General features: G+C 60.7%; 14 protein-coding genes. 4 read left to right on the top strand and 10 right to left on the bottom strand.

Going from position 1 to position 17,322, the window contains the following annotated elements:
• Positions 1-357: 357 nt before the first annotated feature.
• Both HALAL_RS0106190 and HALAL_RS0106185 read left to right on the top strand, forming a co-directional pair.
• The gene (locus HALAL_RS0106190) at positions 358-1,362 is read left to right on the top strand and encodes an L-type lectin family protein (RefSeq protein WP_156937632.1); all 1,005 of its coding nucleotides are present in this window, start codon (positions 358-360) and stop codon (positions 1,360-1,362) included.
• An 89-nt stretch (positions 1,363-1,451) separates the two neighbouring features.
• Entirely contained in the window at positions 1,452-2,048 is a 597-nt protein-coding gene (locus HALAL_RS0106185) for a GNAT family N-acetyltransferase (RefSeq protein ID WP_025273172.1), read from the top strand.
• Positions 2,049-2,052: 4 nt separating this feature from the next.
• Here the strand turns inward: HALAL_RS0106185 and aceB are convergent, their stop codons facing one another.
• Positions 2,053-3,666, bottom strand: coding sequence for a malate synthase A (gene aceB, locus HALAL_RS0106180; protein ID WP_025273171.1), 1,614 nt, complete (start codon positions 3,664-3,666; stop codon positions 2,053-2,055).
• Between the two features lie 77 nt (positions 3,667-3,743).
• Positions 3,744-5,048, bottom strand: a complete 1,305-nt coding sequence (gene aceA / locus HALAL_RS0106175; RefSeq protein WP_029767480.1) for an isocitrate lyase — start codon at positions 5,046-5,048, stop codon at positions 3,744-3,746.
• Between the two features lie 140 nt (positions 5,049-5,188).
• On the opposite strand from aceA, the gene HALAL_RS0106170 reads away from it, so the two are divergent.
• Positions 5,189-6,745, top strand: coding sequence for a helix-turn-helix domain-containing protein (locus tag HALAL_RS0106170; protein ID WP_084471882.1), 1,557 nt, complete (start codon positions 5,189-5,191; stop codon positions 6,743-6,745).
• Between the two features lie 39 nt (positions 6,746-6,784).
• Here the strand turns inward: HALAL_RS0106170 and HALAL_RS0106165 are convergent, their stop codons facing one another.
• The 7 genes from HALAL_RS0106165 to HALAL_RS0106135 all read right to left on the bottom strand — a co-directional run bounded on the left by HALAL_RS0106165 (position 6,785) and on the right by HALAL_RS0106135 (position 15,344).
• Positions 6,785-7,933: a PP2C family protein-serine/threonine phosphatase gene (locus HALAL_RS0106165; RefSeq protein ID WP_025273168.1), complete on the bottom strand. Its 1,149-nt coding sequence runs from the start codon at positions 7,931-7,933 to the stop codon at positions 6,785-6,787.
• A 97-nt stretch (positions 7,934-8,030) separates the two neighbouring features.
• Positions 8,031-9,053: an ABC transporter ATP-binding protein gene (locus HALAL_RS0106160; protein WP_025273167.1), complete on the bottom strand. Its 1,023-nt coding sequence runs from the start codon at positions 9,051-9,053 to the stop codon at positions 8,031-8,033.
• The gene (locus HALAL_RS0106155) at positions 9,046-10,080 is read right to left on the bottom strand and encodes an ABC transporter ATP-binding protein (protein WP_025273166.1); all 1,035 of its coding nucleotides are present in this window, start codon (positions 10,078-10,080) and stop codon (positions 9,046-9,048) included. Before HALAL_RS0106155 ends, HALAL_RS0106160 begins: the two co-directional genes overlap by 8 nt.
• 5 nt (positions 10,081-10,085) lie before the next feature.
• A complete protein-coding gene (locus HALAL_RS0106150; RefSeq protein WP_025273165.1) occupies positions 10,086-11,000 on the bottom strand; it encodes an ABC transporter permease in 915 nt (304 codons plus the stop codon).
• Positions 10,993-11,925 (bottom strand): ABC transporter permease, encoded by a 933-nt coding sequence (locus tag HALAL_RS0106145; RefSeq protein WP_211240438.1) that lies wholly within the window; start codon positions 11,923-11,925, stop codon positions 10,993-10,995. The genes HALAL_RS0106150 and HALAL_RS0106145 overlap by 8 nt, the downstream gene beginning before the upstream one ends.
• Positions 11,926-12,091: 166 nt before the next feature.
• Complete coding sequence (locus HALAL_RS0106140) at positions 12,092-13,744, bottom strand: peptide ABC transporter substrate-binding protein (RefSeq protein WP_035534400.1); 1,653 nt, start codon at positions 13,742-13,744, stop codon at positions 12,092-12,094.
• Between the two features lie 226 nt (positions 13,745-13,970).
• Positions 13,971-15,344: a choice-of-anchor A family protein gene (locus tag HALAL_RS0106135; RefSeq protein WP_211240437.1), complete on the bottom strand. Its 1,374-nt coding sequence runs from the start codon at positions 15,342-15,344 to the stop codon at positions 13,971-13,973.
• A 226-nt stretch (positions 15,345-15,570) separates the two neighbouring features.
• Between HALAL_RS0106135 and HALAL_RS17440 the strand changes: the two genes are divergently transcribed.
• Positions 15,571-16,005, top strand: a complete 435-nt coding sequence (locus HALAL_RS17440; protein ID WP_025273161.1) for a thermonuclease family protein — start codon at positions 15,571-15,573, stop codon at positions 16,003-16,005.
• 100 nt (positions 16,006-16,105) lie between these two features.
• Here the strand turns inward: HALAL_RS17440 and HALAL_RS0106125 are convergent, their stop codons facing one another.
• On the bottom strand, positions 16,106-17,263 hold the full coding sequence (locus tag HALAL_RS0106125; protein WP_025273160.1) for a glutathione S-transferase C-terminal domain-containing protein: 1,158 nt from the start codon (positions 17,261-17,263) through the stop codon (positions 16,106-16,108).
• Positions 17,264-17,322: the final 59 nt, after the last annotated feature.

Below are 17,322 nucleotides of genomic sequence, written 5' to 3'. Positions count from 1 at the left end.
CATATTGAGACGCGATGGTATCGGGGCTCGATCGGTCCTTTAAAAAACACATTCGTGGCATTGTTCCTCCTTTTCGCACAAACACAGTTCAACCCCTATCAACTGCACTTTTATCCCCCTATGGGATTATTCCGGTAACAATTCCGGGCTCTTTTCGCATAGTCATCCGTAGTGTCCTTTTCTTCGATAGATTCAGTCCGGGAACCGTACTCGAACGGCCATTCCTAGTTCTGACCTGTGCCTGGCCGTTTTATTCGAGTAAACGCAGACCGAATAAGCGCAAGGCACTGACGGACGGTCTTCCGCAGTGCCGAATGAAGATTCGTGCTCATCAAGGAACTACGGAAAGGAGCTCCTGTGAAGCGTTTGATGCTTTTGGGCGCCAGTTCAATCATGATCGCGTCGGGAATACTCACCGCACCTGCGGCTCAGGCTCAATCGGGCGGCGGAATCCCCGAAAGCCTCGCCGACGGAAAAGAGGACTTTCACAACGCGGCCGTATACGACGACAACCTGGTCGTCCACGGCGACGCCTGTCTCACCGCCGCCACGGAAACCGACCCCGACTCCGCCATACCCGCCTGCGGGGACGACCTGATAGGACCGGTTCCTCGTATCGGCAAGGAACCCGGATATTTGATGCTGACCGACCAGGGCAACAACCGCCGTGGTTCGATTATCCACAATGACCCGATTCCTGCTGAACAGGGAATCGAAGTGACCTTCGCGCAATGGCAGTACAGCGACGAAGGCGCCGACGGCATTTCGTTCTTCCTGACCGACGGTGACACCGATGTGGAGGACGTCGGCGGTTACGGCGGCAGCCTCGGCTATGCGCCGCTGGTGGGCAATCCCGGTATCGAAGGCGGCTTCCTCGGCCTGGGACTCGACGCCTGGGGGAACTTCTCGGCCGACTCCGAAGGTCGCGGCGAAGGCTGCCCGGCCGAATATCAGGCTCCCGACCACCTGTCCGACACCAGTGGACGGGCACCGGAGAACATCGCTCTACGTGGCCCGGGTGACGGACTCGAGGGGTACTGCCTGCTGGACACCACCGCGACCGACGAGGTCGTCGGAGAGGAAGGCGACACCACGCTCTACGGATCGACCCTGCCGCACATGGTGGGGGACTTTACCCGTGACATCGCCAAACGTCTCGTGCGCCTGACCGTCAGCGGCCACGACAATCCGGAGGTCACTGTGGACATGGACTTCCTGGACGGGAACGGCTGGGTGCGCGCACTCGAAGCCACCGTGCCGTTCGAGGCTCCCGACAGTTACAAGTACGGCTTCGCGGCCTCCACCGGTGCGATGACGGATGTGCACCTCATCCGCCACCTGCGCATCGACGCGTACAACTAGAATCGAGTGACTCCGGGACGGCCTCGATCGCCGCGACAGCGGTATCCGCCGCCCCGGAACACCGTCGGTGACTTGGTACCCTTCGCCTCATGTCATCCACAATCTGGTACCTGGAAACGCGGTCTCCCGAACACGTTCGGCCCAAGGAACGGCCGGACGCGGAGGCGGTGGTGCGGCAGAGCCGCATTCCCGTTCCGGAGTTGAACCGTTTCTGCTACATCACGGTCGGCTCCGACTGGCAGTGGACGGATCGCCTGGCCTGGTCGGACGCCGAATGGAGGGAATTCGCCACCGACGGCAATGTGGAGACCTGGTTGCTACACGTCAGCGGAACTCCGGCCGGCTACTGCGAAATGGACGGCAGAATTCCCGGCGAGGTGGAGATAGCCTCGTTCGGACTGTTCCCCGCCTTTCGACGTCGCCGACTCGGTGGCTGGTTTCTCGGTGAATGCCTGTCGGAGGCGTGGAGGTTCTCCGCACGCGGCGAGGGCCGCCCTCGGACCGAACGCGTATGGCTACACACGTGTTCGGAGGACGACCCTCATGCGATGAGCAACTACCAGGCACGTGGAATGCGCTGGTATAGAACCGAAACAACCGAATTATGCAGAGCGGCTCGGGAACGGACGCCTCTCGGCTCCCGTCCCCGATTCGCCGCGCCGACCGACTACCGACGATTGCGGTAGACGACTATTGAGTGGCCACCAGGTAGCGCGCATAGGCGGGCAGAGTGAGGAACGTGGGGTATTCCTCTCCCAGGGCACACTCACGCAAGATCTCCCGGGCATCGTCGAAGCGATCCCCGTCGAAACGATCCAAATACGAGAACTCTTCGCTCAACAGGCGGCTCACCCACTCCAAGGTGACGGGACGGCCGTCCTCGGTGTAGGAGCCGGTATGCAGCCACTGCCAAATCTGTGACCGGGAGATCTCCGCCGTGGCGGCGTCCTCCATCAGATTGTTGATGGCGGCGGCCCCGACACCACGCAGCCACGATTCGATGTAGCGCAATCCAATGGACAAATTGGAACGGATGCCCACCTCGGTGATGGTCCCCTTGACGGTGCTGATGTCGATCAGCGCCTTCGCATCAGGGCGAACGTCCTCGCGGAGGCGATCGATCTGGTTGGGCTTGTCACCCAGAACCTCGTCGAACATCTCCATCGCCACGGGAACCAAATCCGGGTGGGCCACCCATGAACCGTCAAACCCGTCGCCGGCCTCACGCATCTTGTCATTGCGCACGGCCTCAAAGGCCCTGGCATTGGCCTCTGCGTCGCGGCGGTTGGGAATGAAGGCGGCCATACCACCGATTGCGGAGGCACCACGACGGTGGCAGGCACGAACCAATTGCTCGGTGTAAGCCCGCATGAACGGCTGCGTCATCGTGACACTCTGCCGGTCCGGCAGCACGAAACGATTACCGCGATTGCGGAAGTTCTTGATCACCGAGAAAATATAGTCCCACCGGCCCGCGTTCAAACCGGAACTGTGATCGCGCAGTTCATAGAGAATCTCCTCCATCTCGAACGCGGCGGTGATGGTTTCGATCAAAACCGTGGCCCGGATCGTCCCCTGCGGAATCCCCAGAAGGTCTTGCGCCATGACGAAGACCTTGTTCCACAGGCGCGCCTCGGCGGCGGACTCCAGCTTGGGAATGTAGAAGTACGGTCCGCGTCCCTTGTCGAGCAGGCGCTGCGCGTTGTGGAAGAAGTAGAGCCCGAAGTCCACGAGTCCGCCGCTGACGGGAACCCCGTCCACCTCCAGGTGCCGCTCCACCAGGTGCCACCCGCGGGGACGCACGATGATCGTGGCCAGCTCGGTGATGTCGGAGGACTTCAAAGCATAGGTCTTACCGTTCGCGCCGGTAAAGTCGATCTGATTTTCCAAGGCGTCGATCAGGTTCAACTGGCTGTTGATGACGTTTTCCCAGCTGGGACTGGAAGCGTCTTCCATATCGGCCAGCCAGCACTTCGCGCCGGAGTTCAGCGCGTTGATCGTCATCTTCTTCTCACACGGCCCGGTGATCTCCACCCGACGGTCCTCCAGACCGGGAGCGAGTGGCGCTACCTGCCATTCGGTGTCGTCGCGGATGTCGGCGGTGGACGACAGGAACGTCGGGTCTTCGCCGTTGGAAATGCGCTCGCGGCGGCGTTGACGCTCCAGCAACAGCTCGTGCCGCTCCCCCATGAAGGCGCGATGCAGTTGCAATACAAAGTCAAGCGCCTCGGGAGTGAGAATCTCGTCCTGGCGCGCGACGGTCGGCCCACTGATCTTGATCGACGAATTCTGGACTGCGTTCATCTGGACTCCTCAAGTAGGGGTGTCTGTCCGTGTCGGATGGGGGTGAGGGGCCAGGTCGCCCCTCACCTCGGGTCGAACTATTCGAATTGTCCGGCTTCGGTGGAGTTCACCATCGCCAGGGTAGAACCCTTCGGGTTGAGAATCGTGCTGACACGGTCAAAGTACCCGGTACCGACCTCGCGCTGGTGCTTGGTCGCCGTGTAGCCGCGCTCCTCGGCGGCGAACTCGCGTTCCTGCAGGTCCACATAGGCGCTCATGCCCCCGTCGGCGTAGCCGTGGGCCAGGTCGAACATGGAGTAGTTGAGCGCGTGGAAGCCCGCCAGAGTGATGAACTGGAAGGTGTAACCCATCGCGGCCAGTTCCTTCTGGAACTTGGCGATGGTGTCGTCGTCCAGGTTGCGCCGCCAGTTGAACGACGGCGAACAGTTGTAGGCCAGCATTTGATCGGGGAACTCGGCCTTCACTTCCTCGGCGAAGGCACGTGCCACGGTCAGGTCCGGCGTACCGGTCTCCATCCACAGCAGGTCGGCGTAGGGAGCGTAGGATTTGGCGCGAGCGATGCACGGCTCGATGCCCCCACGCACCTGGAAGTATCCTTCCGCGGTGCGGTCGCCGGTGAGGAACGGACGGTCGCGTTCGTCGATGTCCGACGTCATCAGAGTGGCCGCCTCCGCGTCGGTGCGGGCCACCAGCAGGGAAGGAACCCCTTCGACGTCGGCGGCCAACCGGGCGGCGTTCAAGGTGCGGATGTGTTGACTGGTAGGAATGAGAACCTTGCCACCCAGGTGACCACACTTCTTTTCCGAAGCGAGCTGATCTTCCCAGTGCACCGCTGAGGCACCGGAGGCGATCATGCCCTTCATGAGTTCATAGGCGTTCAGCGGTCCACCGAAGCCCGCTTCGGCGTCGGCGACGATGGGAACCAGCCAGTCTTCCACCGACTGCTCGCCCTCCGCGAACTCGATCTGGTCGGCGCGCATCAGTGCGTTGTTGATACGTCGCACGACGGCCGGGACCGAGTTGGCCGGGTAGAGCGATTGGTCGGGGTAGGTGTGACCAGACAGGTTCGCATCGGCGGCGACTTGCCATCCCGACAAGTAAATCGCGCGCAGACCGGCTTTGACCTGCTGGACGGCTTGGTTTCCGCTGAGGGCTCCGAGAGCGTTGGTGTAACCATCGGTCTCGGCCTCAGTCGTCAGCTGCCTCCAGAGCTTCTCAGCCCCGCGACGGGCGAGAGTGTGTTCCTCCTGCACCCGTCCACGCAGGGCAATGACATCTTCAGCGCTGTAGTCACGAGTAATATTCGCCCACCGGGGGTTGGACTCCCAATCGGCACTCAGTTCCTCAGCGGTCTGGACCTTGTCGGAACGGTGATCAGTCATGGTTATCTCCTGCGTCATACTGAGCTAATCGCCACACTGGCGACCATTACTTGCCGGTAATACCAATTTCTCAGGCAAAACAGTGAAAAAGAAGGGCTCAAAGGTGGAAAGAACCGCCGATCTTCACTAATAATAAAGATATGGCGAATAAATCTCCCACAAACCGGTTTCCGAATAAACAGCAACGACCCGACCAGGAACAACCCGCTACCGACCCCGGCCCGTGGGGAGCCACCACCTCCGAAGAACCGACAAATACCGACGACACCGGCCTTGACCTCATCGCTCTGGGTAAGCGCATCCGCTATCTGCGTAAGAAAAGAAATTACACTCTTGACGATCTGAGCGAGTTGATCAATACCGCACCCAGCCAACTGTCACTTATTGAGAACGGGAAAAGAGAACCCAAACTTTCCCTACTGCGTGCTCTGGCGCAGGCGCTTGACGTCTCCACCGACGATCTACTCGGCACCGAGCCGCCGGACCGCCGCGTTGCGCTGGAAATCGAACTCGAACGCGCCCAGCGCGGAGACGGTTACCGGAGTCTGGGCCTGCCGAACGTCAAACCGTCGTCCCGCATCCCCACCGAAGTGCTCGAATCGCTCGTGGGGCTGCACCGGGAGGTGCAACGCCAAACCAATATCCGCGCCGCCACGCCCGAAGAGGCCCGGCAGTCCAACAGCGAGCTACGGCTGCGGATGCGCGATAAGAACAACTACTTCGGGGAGATCGAGCAGGAGGTCCGCAAGCTCCTCCACGAGGTCGGCTACACCAGCGGTCCGCTCAGCCAGCACGCCATTTCCGACCTGGCCAGCCATCTGGGTTTCAGCCTGCATCACGTCAACGACCTGCCGCATTCCACCCGTTCGGTGACCGATCTACGCAATCGCCGTATCTACCTGACTCAGAAGCAGACCAGTTCCCACGACCCGCGCGCCATCCTGCTGCAAGCGCTGGGAAGTTACGTTCTCGGTCATACCGTTCCCACCGACTACTCGGACTTCCTCGCTCAGAGGGTGGAGACGAACTACTTCGCCGCCGCGCTTCTCGTTCCCGAAAGCAGTGCGGTGGACTTTCTCCGCGACGCGATGCGCAACAAGCAGATCGCGGTCGAGGATCTCCGCGACAATTTCGCCGTCTCCTATGAGACCGCCGCGCACCGGTTCACCAACCTCGCCACGCAACACCTGGGCATCCCCACGCACTTCCAGAAGGTCCACAAGTCCGGCATCATCTTCAAAGCCTACGAAAACGACGGAGTCGCCTTCCCCCAAGATCCGACCGGGGCCATCGAGGGTCAGCCCATCTGCCGCTACTGGACGAGTCGACAGGTCTTCGACGTCACCGACAAGTTCAGCGCCTTCAGCCAGTACACCGACACGGCGAACGGAACGTTCTGGTGCACGGCACGCACCGAGAGCGGCCCCGACGGCGAGTTCTCCCTCAGCGTCGGCGTTCCGTACGACCATTCGAAATGGTTCCGTGGTAAGGACACCACCTCGCGTTCCCGCAGCCGCTGTCCGGAACCCGACTGTTGCCGCCGCCCGCCGGCCGACCTGTCGATGACCTGGGCGGGGAACGTCTGGCCGAGTGCGCGCGCCAATTCCTCGCACCTGGCCGCGATGCCCCCCGGGTCGTTTCCGGGCGTCGACGAGACCGAGGTGTACGAGTTTCTGGACAAGCACAACGACGACTGAGGCCGGGTGCGCGGGACGGCGCGCCGAGTAAACGGTCGATCAGTTGTAAAGGATGGTCAGGCTGGAGAGGTCGTCGGTGATGACGAAGTTGTTGCGGAAGAACGCCTGCCGAATGAAGTCGATGAACAGTTCCGGATCGCGGGGATAATCCCGGCGGAGGTATTCGTTCATGTATTTCACCATGGGGAATTCGTCTCCGGCCGAGTTGCGGGCCTCGACCATGCCGTCGCTGTAGAGGTGGATCATGTCGCCGGGGTGGAACGGCGTCTGTCGCACATACGACTCGAAGTTCTGCTGATGTTCGACTCCCAGCGGCGGCAGGGCGGGCAGCGACAGCAGTCGCGCCTCGTCGCGAATCAGCACGGGAGGCGGATGCCCGCAGGTCAAGAAGGTCACGCTGGTGTCCCAGGGACGGAATTCCGCCACCAGGGCCGTCGCAAAACGTTGGTGCCATTCGGACAGTCCAGAGTTGATCGCGACCATGCGTCGGTGCAGCCGTTCGGTCAGTAGGGACAGCGATATGTCGTCTCCGGCGCGCTCCTTGAACGCTCCCATAATGGTATTGGTGATCTGAATGGTCTGCAGGTCATGACCTTGAACGTCGCCCAGGATGAGACGCATGCCGTGAGCGGAGGCCTCCACGTCGAAAAAATCGCCCCCGACGAGGTTGGTGCTTCCCTGCGGCGTGCGCAGCACGGAGGCGATCTCGTAGGGCCCCACGTGGCGGGGCGCTTCGGGCACGATGGCCTGCTGCGTGGTCTCGGCGACCATGGTGATGCCCAGTAGACGGTCGATCAGGCGTCCGCGTGCCCAGGCGAAGAACACCGCGAGCAGGGCGATGATCAGGACGCTGGGGATGTCGATCCACCAGTCGGCTTCCAGCCCGTAGGCCGAAACCGAACGCCCCGAGATATAGGCGGCGACCGACACCATTCCGGCAATCAAGGTGATGATAGGGCCGTTGACCAGGGCAATCATCACCGGAGCTACGACCAGGACATAACGCCCCCGAACCAGTTCGTCGTCAAGATAGTTGACCAGCATGAGCGCGCCGATGACGACGAAAGGCAGGAGCCGAAACCACAGCACGGTGGTACGGTCTCGGGCCACGTACGACCAGAACCGCCCCTCGTCGACGTAACGGCGTACGGACCCCTGCCGTAGCTGTTCGTGCTCGTGTCCTGCCACACGCCGATTCTATGGGCGCGTATGTGCTTCGGAGTCCGAATTTCGGATTCCCCGCCGCACCGCACGAGATACAGCAGCGTCATCGGCCTCGCCGCACTCAGCGCGTCACCTCGGGAAGTTCCGCGGCGTGGAAACAGGCCGTCGTGTGTCCCGTATCGTCGTGAGCTTCCAGAGCGGGCGCCTCTTCCGCGCAGATGGACGTGGCCTTCCAGCAGCGGGTCCGAAACCGACATCCCGACGGCGGATTCAACGGCGAGGGCACGTCGCCGCTGAGGCGGATCTCCTCCCGCTTGCCACGCAGGGTCGGATCGGGAACCGGCACCGACGACAGCAGCGCCTGTGTATAAGGATGGCGAGGGCGTTGGTAGATCTCCTCGCTCGGTCCCTGTTCGGCGATGCGTCCCAGGTACATGACCGCCACCTCGTCGGCGATGTGGCGCACCACCGACAGGTCGTGGGCGATGAACACGTACGACAGGCCGAGTTCGCGTTGCAGCTGCCCCAGCAGGTTGATGACCTGACCTTGGATCGACACGTCCAGGGCGCTCACCGGTTCGTCACATACCAGCACCTTCGGCTGCAGCGCCAGAGCCCGGGCGATACCGATGCGCTGACGCTGACCACCGGAAAACTGGTGCGGATAACGCCGGACGTGTTCCCTGCTGAGCCCTACCACGTCGAGGAGGTCGTGAACGGCCTTGTCGCGCTTGTGCCGCGGCATCACGTCGGGGTGGATGTCGAAGGGTTCGCGGACGATGTCGCCGACGGTCATGCGGGGATTCAGTGAGGTGAAGGGGTCTTGAAAGACCAGCTGTATATCACGACGCAGAGGACGGATACTACGTTGGCTCCGCCCCGCGATCTCCTGGCCCAGCACCTTAATGGACCCGGAGGTCGCCGGTTCGAGTCCCACCATCATTTTGGCGAGGGTGGATTTGCCGCACCCCGACTCACCGACCACTCCGAGAATCTTGCCTTTGTCGAGCCGCAGTGAAACGCCGTCGACCGCTTTGACATTGTCGACGGTTTTCTTGAATACCACGCCTTTCTTCACCGGGAAGTGTTTGACGAGACCGTTTACTTCCAAGACCGGTTCCGGCCGAGACTGTTCGTCACTCATTGGCATAGACCTCCGGGGCGAAATGGCAGGTGGACGTATGACCTTCCGATACCGTTAGGGGTTGCGGCACGTCACTGGAACACCGTTGTTCCGCACGCCGACACCGTGGGTGGAAGGCGCACCCGGGCGGCAGTGCCTGCGGATTGGGCGGCAATCCGCTGATGACCTCCAAATCCCTCCCCACCGCGTCCACGCGAGGAATGGCACGTAGCAACGCTTCGGTGTAGGGATGGGCCGGACGGGCAAAGAGGTCGTAGATGTTGACGCGCTCCACCACATTGCCCGCGTACATGACGGCCACTTCGTCGGCGACGTCGGCGACCACCCCGAGATCGTGGGTGATGAGGATCAGACCCATGTCCCGTTCGACCTGAATCTCGCGCAGCAAACGCATGATCTGCGCCTGCACGGTGACGTCGAGGGCCGTGGTCGGCTCATCGGCAATGAGCACCTCCGGATCGAGCGCCAAGGCCATGGCGATCATGGCGCGTTGTCGCATTCCGCCGGAGAATTCATGCGGATAGTGCCGCACTCGACCGGCCGCGTCGGGAATGCCGACCATATCCAGGAGTTCGACCGCCCGCTTATAGGAGTCGCTCCTGCTCATCCCCCGATGCACCCGGAACAACTCGGCGATCTGAAAACCGACGGTCCACAGTGGGTTGAGCGCCGACAGGGCGTCCTGAAAGACGATGGAGATGTGATTGGACCGCACCTGTCGCCGAACGTCCTCGCTCTGCCGCAACAGGTCGACCCCTTGGAACACCACCTCCCCGTTGGAAATGAAACCAGGCGGCGAGTCGATGATTCCCATGATCGCCTGGGCCGTCACCGACTTGCCCGAGCCCGACTCGCCGACCACGGCCAGAGTCCGACCTCGGTCCAGGGTGAAATTCACGCCCTTGACGACCGAAAAACGCCGTTTGCGGACATTGAACTCCACCTCAAGATCCTTCACCTCCAGCAGAGGACGCCGTGTATCGAACCCCGGCAAGGTCTCGGTTATATCGGTAGATGTGCGGGCCATGGTCCTCACCTCAGCTTCGGATCGAGAGCGTCGCGGAGCGCATCGCCGATGGTGGCGAAGGCGTAAACGGTAATGACCAGCAGTGACAACGGCCAGAGGAAGAGATACGTGTATCCACCACCGGCCCAGTTGGTACCCTCCGCCAACAGAATGCCCCAACTGGTCTCCGGCGGTTTGATCCCCACCCCGAGGACGGCCAACGCCGACTCGGTCACCACGATATTGGCCAAAGTGGTCGGAACGACGGCCGTGATCGGCACGATCGCATTGGGCAGCACGTGCCGGAACATGATGCGTCCGTCCTTGGCGCCCAGACACCGCGCAGCGGCAACGTAATCGAGGCTCTTGGTCTCGATCGTCGCCGCACGTGCGTAACGACAGAACTCCATCCAGCCGAACAGGGTCAATGCCAAGGCCGCCGGAAGAATCGCTTTGACGACACCACCGCCGGTCCCTCCCATATCGCGGAAGAGACTGAGGATCAGAATGGCCCCCAACAGCAACGGCACCACGATGAACACCTCAAGGGTGCGCGAGACGCCGACGTCGACCCACCGGCCGTAATAACCCGCCACGATACCGAGAAACAGCCCGATCACAATCGACGCGATAATGACGGTGAAAGCCAACAAGAGCGTCGGACGAGTACCGTGCACCAGTTTCGCGGCGAAGTCACAGCCGAACGCGTCCATCCCCAGCGGATGATCTCCCGACAGCCACGAATCGGGCCGCTGCCGCGCCTGCATCCCGTCACAAGACTTGGGATCGGCGCTGGTGAAGAGACGTGGAAACGCGGCCATCATCACCACGAACACTAGAATGGCCAACGACAGGAGAACATCCACCCGTCGCCGCATCGTACGGAAGGCGTCCCGCCACAGGGAAACCTGAGCATCGGGAGAAACGGGAGCTTCAGTCATATCGGATCCTCGGATCTAGAACGGCATACAGCAGGTCGACGAGCAAGGTCACCAGAATGACCACCACCGCGCTCACAGTGAGACCAACGATCACCACGTTCGTGTCCTGACGCTGTACGCCCACGAAAATCAAGCGCCCCATGCCGGGAATACTCATGACCCCTTCGGTGAGAACCGCCCCGGCCAACATGTAGGCAAAAAGATAGCCGACCCCCGTGACGATGGGAATCAACGAATTCCGTAGCACGTGGACGATCGTGATACGCATCTTCTTCAGCCCCTTGGCATCAGCGGTCTTCACGAACTCCGCGTTGTAGTTCTCCAACTGGCTGGCCCTCACCAGGCGCGTCAACGTCGCCAGCCCGACGAAACCCAGCAAAATCCCTGGAACGATGATCGTCACCCACGGATAATCGGCACTGTACGACGGTCGGAACAGCTGCCCCATGAACGAATCCGAACCCCAGATGTCCCGAGCCCAATTCGTCAACGGAACCGCCAGAACGTAAACGTAGAACAGCAAAATCAAAAACACCGGAACGGCGTCGATGAGAATCGTGGTCACTCGGACCGAATGATCACGGAACTTGCCGTGATGGCGGGCCGCCCACGTGCCCAACACCAACGCCAAAACCACCAAGGTGATGGTGGAAAAGAGAAACAGCCGCAAAGTATTGGGAATGGCCAGCGCCAGTTGCTCACTGACCTGCTGATTTCCATTGATCGTGGTACCGAAATCCCCCTGAAGATAGTTCCCCAGGCGAGTAAAGAACGGACCGATGCACGGATCACCCGTGCGCTCATAACAGGCGTTGTCGAGCCCGTACATCCGCTCCACCTGCGCGCGCATCGCCGGATCGACGTGTCGATCACCCCCGAAGAACAGCAAGGCGGGATTACCGCGAATCTGAACCGACAGGGCCATCAGATAATGCAGGATAAAAAGAACGGCACCCAACGTGAGGAACGATTGCAACAACCGTCGGAGACAATATCGCCCCATGCGATTAACCCAATCTAATGATTGACATCCAAAGTGCGGGGTGCGCGACCGGATTCCAGCCGCACACCCCTAGTGGAATAGCCGATGTCTATTCGTTGATCACGATGTCGCGAAGTTCCGCGTCACCGCCGGTTCCTGAGTAAATCGGATGCACGATAACGTTGTCCACGCGCTCGCTGTAGAAGAAGTTGACCTGTTCGACCCAGATCGGCGCGCTGGGCATTTCTTCGGCCAGAATCTCCTCGGCCGCCGCGTAGAGTTCGACGGACTCTTCGAGCGTATCGGCACCGTTGGCCTTCTTGATGGCCTCGTTGTACTCCTCGCTCTCAAAGCCCTGGTCGTTCATGTCGGCGCCACCGCCATAGATGGGCTCGAGGTAGTTTTCATTCAAGTTGTAGTCCGGTCCCCAGCCCGAACGGAACGGACCGTCCAGAGTGTGTTGCTCACGGCTGCTGAGCATTTCGGTCCACTCCATCGGAACGATCTCGTATTCGATGTCGAGGGTGTTGGAGATCGAATCTCCGACCGCGCGGAACACGTCCAGGTTGTCCATGCGGTCGTCGACCCACAGCTTCAGCGGCTCGCCCTCGGGCCAGCCACCGGCCTCCTTCAACAGCTCCTGAGCGGTGTCCGGGTCGTGTTCACAGTAATCGCACGCACCTTGTCCGCCACCGAGAATCGACGCCGGGACCCAGGAGTCGAGCGGCTTGGCGCGGTCCTCACCGATGACGTTGATGACTCCCTCGCGGTCAATGGCCGCCGACAGGGCACGACGAATGTTGACGTCTTGGTAGAGCTCTTCGTACATGGGGTAGGCCATCATAAGGACGCTGGTGTTGTCCTGCTGGATGCGCCGTTCGACCAGATCGGGATCGTTGATCGCCTGCTCGTAGTCGGCCGCGGTCGGAGCGCAGACGTCGATGTCGCCGGTCAGGTAGTCCGCCCAGCAGTCCGAGCCGTCCACGTACACGTGCCAGCGCACGCCACCGATATTGGGCTTCTCCCCCTGATACTCGTCCCAGGCGACGGCGGTGCCGCCGGTATTGACATCGTATCCGTCCTCGAACATGAAGGGGCCGTTACCGATGGGTTGCTTTTCGCACTTCTCCTCATCGGCGAGGCACGCTTCCGCGATCGGGAAGAACGCCTCATACCCCAGCATGGTGGGGAATCCGATGAACGGTTCCGACAGCGACACCTGCAGGGTGTGCTCGTCGACGGCCTCCAGGCCGGAGAGCTCGTCGGCCTGCGCTTCCTCGAACTCGGGAGTGTCCGGGTCCTCCCACTCGTCCTCGGGAAGCTCCTCCGGGTTCATATCGCCGTAGCCCTCAATGGGTGCCATGAAGTAGTTCAGCGGCAGGGCGTTGGGGCCGTATGCCGTCCGGTTCCAGGAGCGAATGAAGGACTCCGCGTTGACCGGTTCACCATTGTGGAAGGAGTAGCCTTCCTTGATCTTGATCGTCCACACCTGATTGTCGTCGGAGGTGATTTCCTCCGCCATCAGGTTTTCCGGATCTCCCGTCTCGGCGTCGTAATACACCAGGCCGTCGTAGATGTTTCGGATGACCCTGAAACCCTCGACTTCTCCGGAGCCGCCGGGAATGAGGCTGCGTACCTCTCCGATGTGCATGTTGAGGGTGCCACCCTCAAGTTCCTCTTCTTCCGAGCCTCCGCCCGAACAGGCGCTGAGAACCAACCCCGCTGCCGCGACCGCAGCGGTGGCCTTCCACATTCGCCCCATTCCAACACCTCCATTGGACTAATTTATTTGGATATCCATGGAGCTCAGGCTAATCTTGCGTGTCGCTTATCACTAGTGGGCGTTGCAAAAACGTTATTACAGAATGTGTAAGTTGTTATATATCGTCTATTGTCGATAGAGATGATGAAGGTACTCAACGCAATCCCAGCAGCGGCGGCTCGGACTCACGCCGTTACACGAGTCCGAGCCGCTGAATCGTTGGAATTTACTGTTGACGAGTTCGTTTGGTGTAATAGAGGACCGCGACACCGGTCAAGCCGAGAACCGCCGCCAGACCAACGGCACCGACCAGGGACCGCCCGGTCACCGCCAGTCCGTCATTGTCCGAAGGAATCGATGGAGACGACGTCGCCGTACTCGGTTGATCGGTTGTCGGCCCGTCGGTCGGTGACGTCGTTGGATCGTCGGTCGGCGACGGGCCGTCCGTTGGAGACGGTGAGTGAGTGGGGTCGTCCTCGGCTGACGTCGGTTCTGTCGGCGACGGTGTCGGATCGATCTCGTCGCACTCGGGCAAATCCCCATCGAACGGATAACTGTGAAGTTCGGTGCCCGTCATTCCCGATGACGTATGCGTCAATGAACCGGCCGTATAGAACCGCCCGTTCACGCCTGGCACCGACACCGTCGTCGTGGAGTCCGGATTGCCGACGAGTACACTCCCCTCGAATTGGGAGGTACCGGTTAGGTTGACCGAACTCGCATCCGGGAAATTCCACAGAGTCCGCTGGCGGAACGGAATCGCGCTCGGGGCGAATTGCGAGGTGTCGATGGTGACGTCATCACCGAAAACGTTGATGAGAACCGTCGCGTTCTCCGGAATGTTCTCGTACTCAATGTAGGCGTTGTTCGGAAGCTGCTCATTAATATTGAAGACCTGCAGTTCGGACGTACCGTCCCCACTGAACATCACCCGGTCCGGCTGAGTCACCACTACGTCGCCGGTGGCCGTTCTCTGATCCCCGTCCTCCCGGGCGTAGCAGTCGGAGGCGATCTCAAGCTGTTCCCGTAGGTCTCGGTACGGATCGACGGCTGCGGAATCCTGTCTCGGGCTCTGCTCCGGCTCAACTTCGCCGTCCAAGGTTCCGCCGTATAGCACCTCTCCCCAGTGGTCGCCTTCCTCCGCTTTAATGCTCTGCCCCGGAGCCGTGGAGATGTCCTCACCCACAATCAGATAGGGAGATTCGTCCGGCGGCGGCACACGGGAGCCGACACCCACGATGCCGACGTTATAGATCGAACTGCCCCCTGGGTCTTTATTGAGATCAAAACTCCCCAAGGTCACGATGCGGCCTTCCGCCTCGGCGGCCGAACCGCGGACGTCGTAGTCCCCACCCACAAAGATGTTGACGTTCTCGTCGTATCCGGAGACGGTGCCGTTGTTCGGGTCCGGCCAGGTATCCGGACACTCGTCCCCCAGACACGGCCCCAGTCCACCCGGCAGGCCGGCGGCCCCGGCGGAGGGTGCGAAAAGGGTCATTCCGGCTGCCACTGCCGCGACCACAATCGACGCCACCACCAAATACGTAAACGGCCACCCCAGGTGTCGCGTTGTTCGCGCATGATTACTTTCTGTATCCACACGATGATCGTAGATCGTCTGCTTCCTACGGTCTGTCATTTCCGTCGTGAAGCAACCACACGATGGACGGACATGGTCGTTATTACGATTGCCGCACTGCCGTTACGACTAATAACAATGCACTCCTTTAACCATGTAGTCACGATCAGCGTGTGTGCGAACATGATTCACGGTACAGACCGATTCTCTACCTACATTGAATTATGCAACCATTAAGGAGCCCAACGTGACCGGTCCAGGTGATTTCTATGGAACATGCGCGGTCGAGGACGTCATCGACGGAGACACCTTCCGTACCACGATTAAACGCAAGAACATCAAGGTACGCATCATGGGCATCAACACCCCCGAATCCGGCGGATACCGCGAGGAAGAAGCATGGGGCCAAGAGGCCAAAATCTACGCAAAGGAGAAATTGCAAGGTCGATTCGTCCACCTGTACACCGATCCCGGCGACCCGATGTGGGACCAGTACCACCGACTACTCGCCCATGTGGTCATCGACGACGGTGGCATCAACTACGGGGTGCAGGCCGTAGCCGACGGCATGGCTCACGCCTACATCATGCCGCACCAGGATTTGACCATCGGCGATACCCTTCGTAAAGCCGAGCGCCTGGCTAAGGACGAAAAGCGCGGCATGTGGCGGGACTTGGACTAGAACCGACTGAAGTCAGCCGTGTCCCACACAGGTAACCACCACCCGTGACGGACACGGCTCAGTACGAGTCAATCGTCGCCATGACGAATCGACTTTTCGACTAATCGTCGTAGAGCGGATTCGCCCCTGTCACGCGTTCATCATCGGGCACAGGACCCGGGGCCGTTCCTTCCCCGAACGGGCTGCCTCCCAAGCTTTCCCGTCCATGCTCGGACAGCCAGTTCCACAGGTCCGGACCTTGCGGAACGACCTGCGTTGGATTGATGTCCTCGTGGACGACGTAATAGTGCCGTTTGATCTGGTCGAAGTCCGCCGTGTCGCCGAATCCCGGGGTTTGGAACAGATCCCTGGCGTATCCCCACAGGTTCGGCATCTCCGTGAGCTTGTTGCGATTGCATTTGAAGTGACCGTGATAAACGGGGTCAAACCGCAAGAGGGTCGTGAACAAGCGGATGTCGGCCTCGGTGATGGTGTCTCCCATCAGATACCGGCGGTCGGCAAGGCGCTCTTCCAGCCAGTCCAGCGCTTCGAACAGTCGGCGATAGGCATCGTTGTACGCGTCCTGGCCTCCCGCGAATCCCGCTCGGTAGACCCCGTTGTTGACCTCGGTAAAGATCCGCTTGATAACCGGAAGCATGTCCTCGACCTGATCCTGCGGAATCAGGTCGGGAGCGCCTTCACGGTGGTATTCGCTCCATTGTGTGGAGAAGTCAAACGTCAACTGTGGATAGTTGTTGGTCACCACCGCACCGGACGGGATGTCTACGAGCGCGGGAACGGTAATCCCCCGTGGATAGTCGGGGAAACGTTTGAAATAGTTCTCCTGCAAGCGCTCGGTGCCGAGCACCGGGTCACGACCATCGTCGTTCAGATCGAACGTCCAGGACCGAACGTCGTGGGTCGGTCCCGGAGTGGCCAGCGAAATGACGTTCTCCAGGCCCAACAGGCGCCGAATGATGATAGAACGATGTGCCCACGGGCACGCCCGCGCGGCGACCAAGCGGTACCGTCCCGGCTCGACCGGCCAGGCCTCCGCCCCTTCGGTAAGACCGGCAATACGCGGATCACCGATCTTCGACGACGGTTCGGTGGGTGCCGATTCAACCGCCGCGACATCGGCGACCACGCGGTCTTCAATGTAGTTGGTGTCCCGGGTGAATTCGCCGCCGGTCACATACGCACCCTTGGTGGAATATTCGGTGCCCGCCGTCTTCTGCGGTGTATCACTCTCGGAGCGATCATTCTGATTCTCAGCCATGGTTCCAGACTACGCATTCCCAATGCGTAGTCACCTGCGAATTGACCCACACACCGCGC

It is taken from the genome of Haloglycomyces albus DSM 45210, from assembly GCF_000527155.1.
GTDB lineage: Bacteria > Actinomycetota > Actinomycetes > Mycobacteriales > Micromonosporaceae > Haloglycomyces > Haloglycomyces albus.
The sequence above is the reverse complement of the archived record's forward strand: the minus strand, read 5'-3'. Positions and strand labels throughout refer to the sequence as shown.

Excerpts from the sequence above, each read along its gene's own strand:
- HALAL_RS0106125 (WP_025273160.1), bottom strand. The coding sequence starts at position 17,263 with ATGGCTGAGAATCAGAATGATCGCTCCGAGAGTGATACACCGCAGAAG.
- aceB (WP_025273171.1), bottom strand. The coding sequence starts at position 3,666 with ATGAACGCAGTCCAGAATTCGTCGATCAAGATCAGTGGGCCGACCGTC.
- HALAL_RS0106160 (WP_025273167.1), bottom strand. The coding sequence starts at position 9,053 with ATGAGTGACGAACAGTCTCGGCCGGAACCGGTCTTGGAAGTAAACGGT.
- HALAL_RS0106155 (WP_025273166.1), bottom strand. The coding sequence starts at position 10,080 with ATGGCCCGCACATCTACCGATATAACCGAGACCTTGCCGGGGTTCGAT.
- HALAL_RS0106170 (WP_084471882.1), top strand. The coding sequence starts at position 5,189 with ATGGCGAATAAATCTCCCACAAACCGGTTTCCGAATAAACAGCAACGA.
- HALAL_RS0106140 (WP_035534400.1), bottom strand. The coding sequence starts at position 13,744 with ATGGGGCGAATGTGGAAGGCCACCGCTGCGGTCGCGGCAGCGGGGTTG.
- HALAL_RS0106145 (WP_211240438.1), bottom strand. The coding sequence starts at position 11,925 with ATGGCCCTGTCGGTTCAGATTCGCGGTAATCCCGCCTTGCTGTTCTTC.
- HALAL_RS0106185 (WP_025273172.1), top strand. The coding sequence starts at position 1,452 with ATGTCATCCACAATCTGGTACCTGGAAACGCGGTCTCCCGAACACGTT.
- HALAL_RS0106150 (WP_025273165.1), bottom strand. The coding sequence starts at position 11,000 with ATGACTGAAGCTCCCGTTTCTCCCGATGCTCAGGTTTCCCTGTGGCGG.
- aceA (WP_029767480.1), bottom strand. The coding sequence starts at position 5,048 with ATGACTGATCACCGTTCCGACAAGGTCCAGACCGCTGAGGAACTGAGT.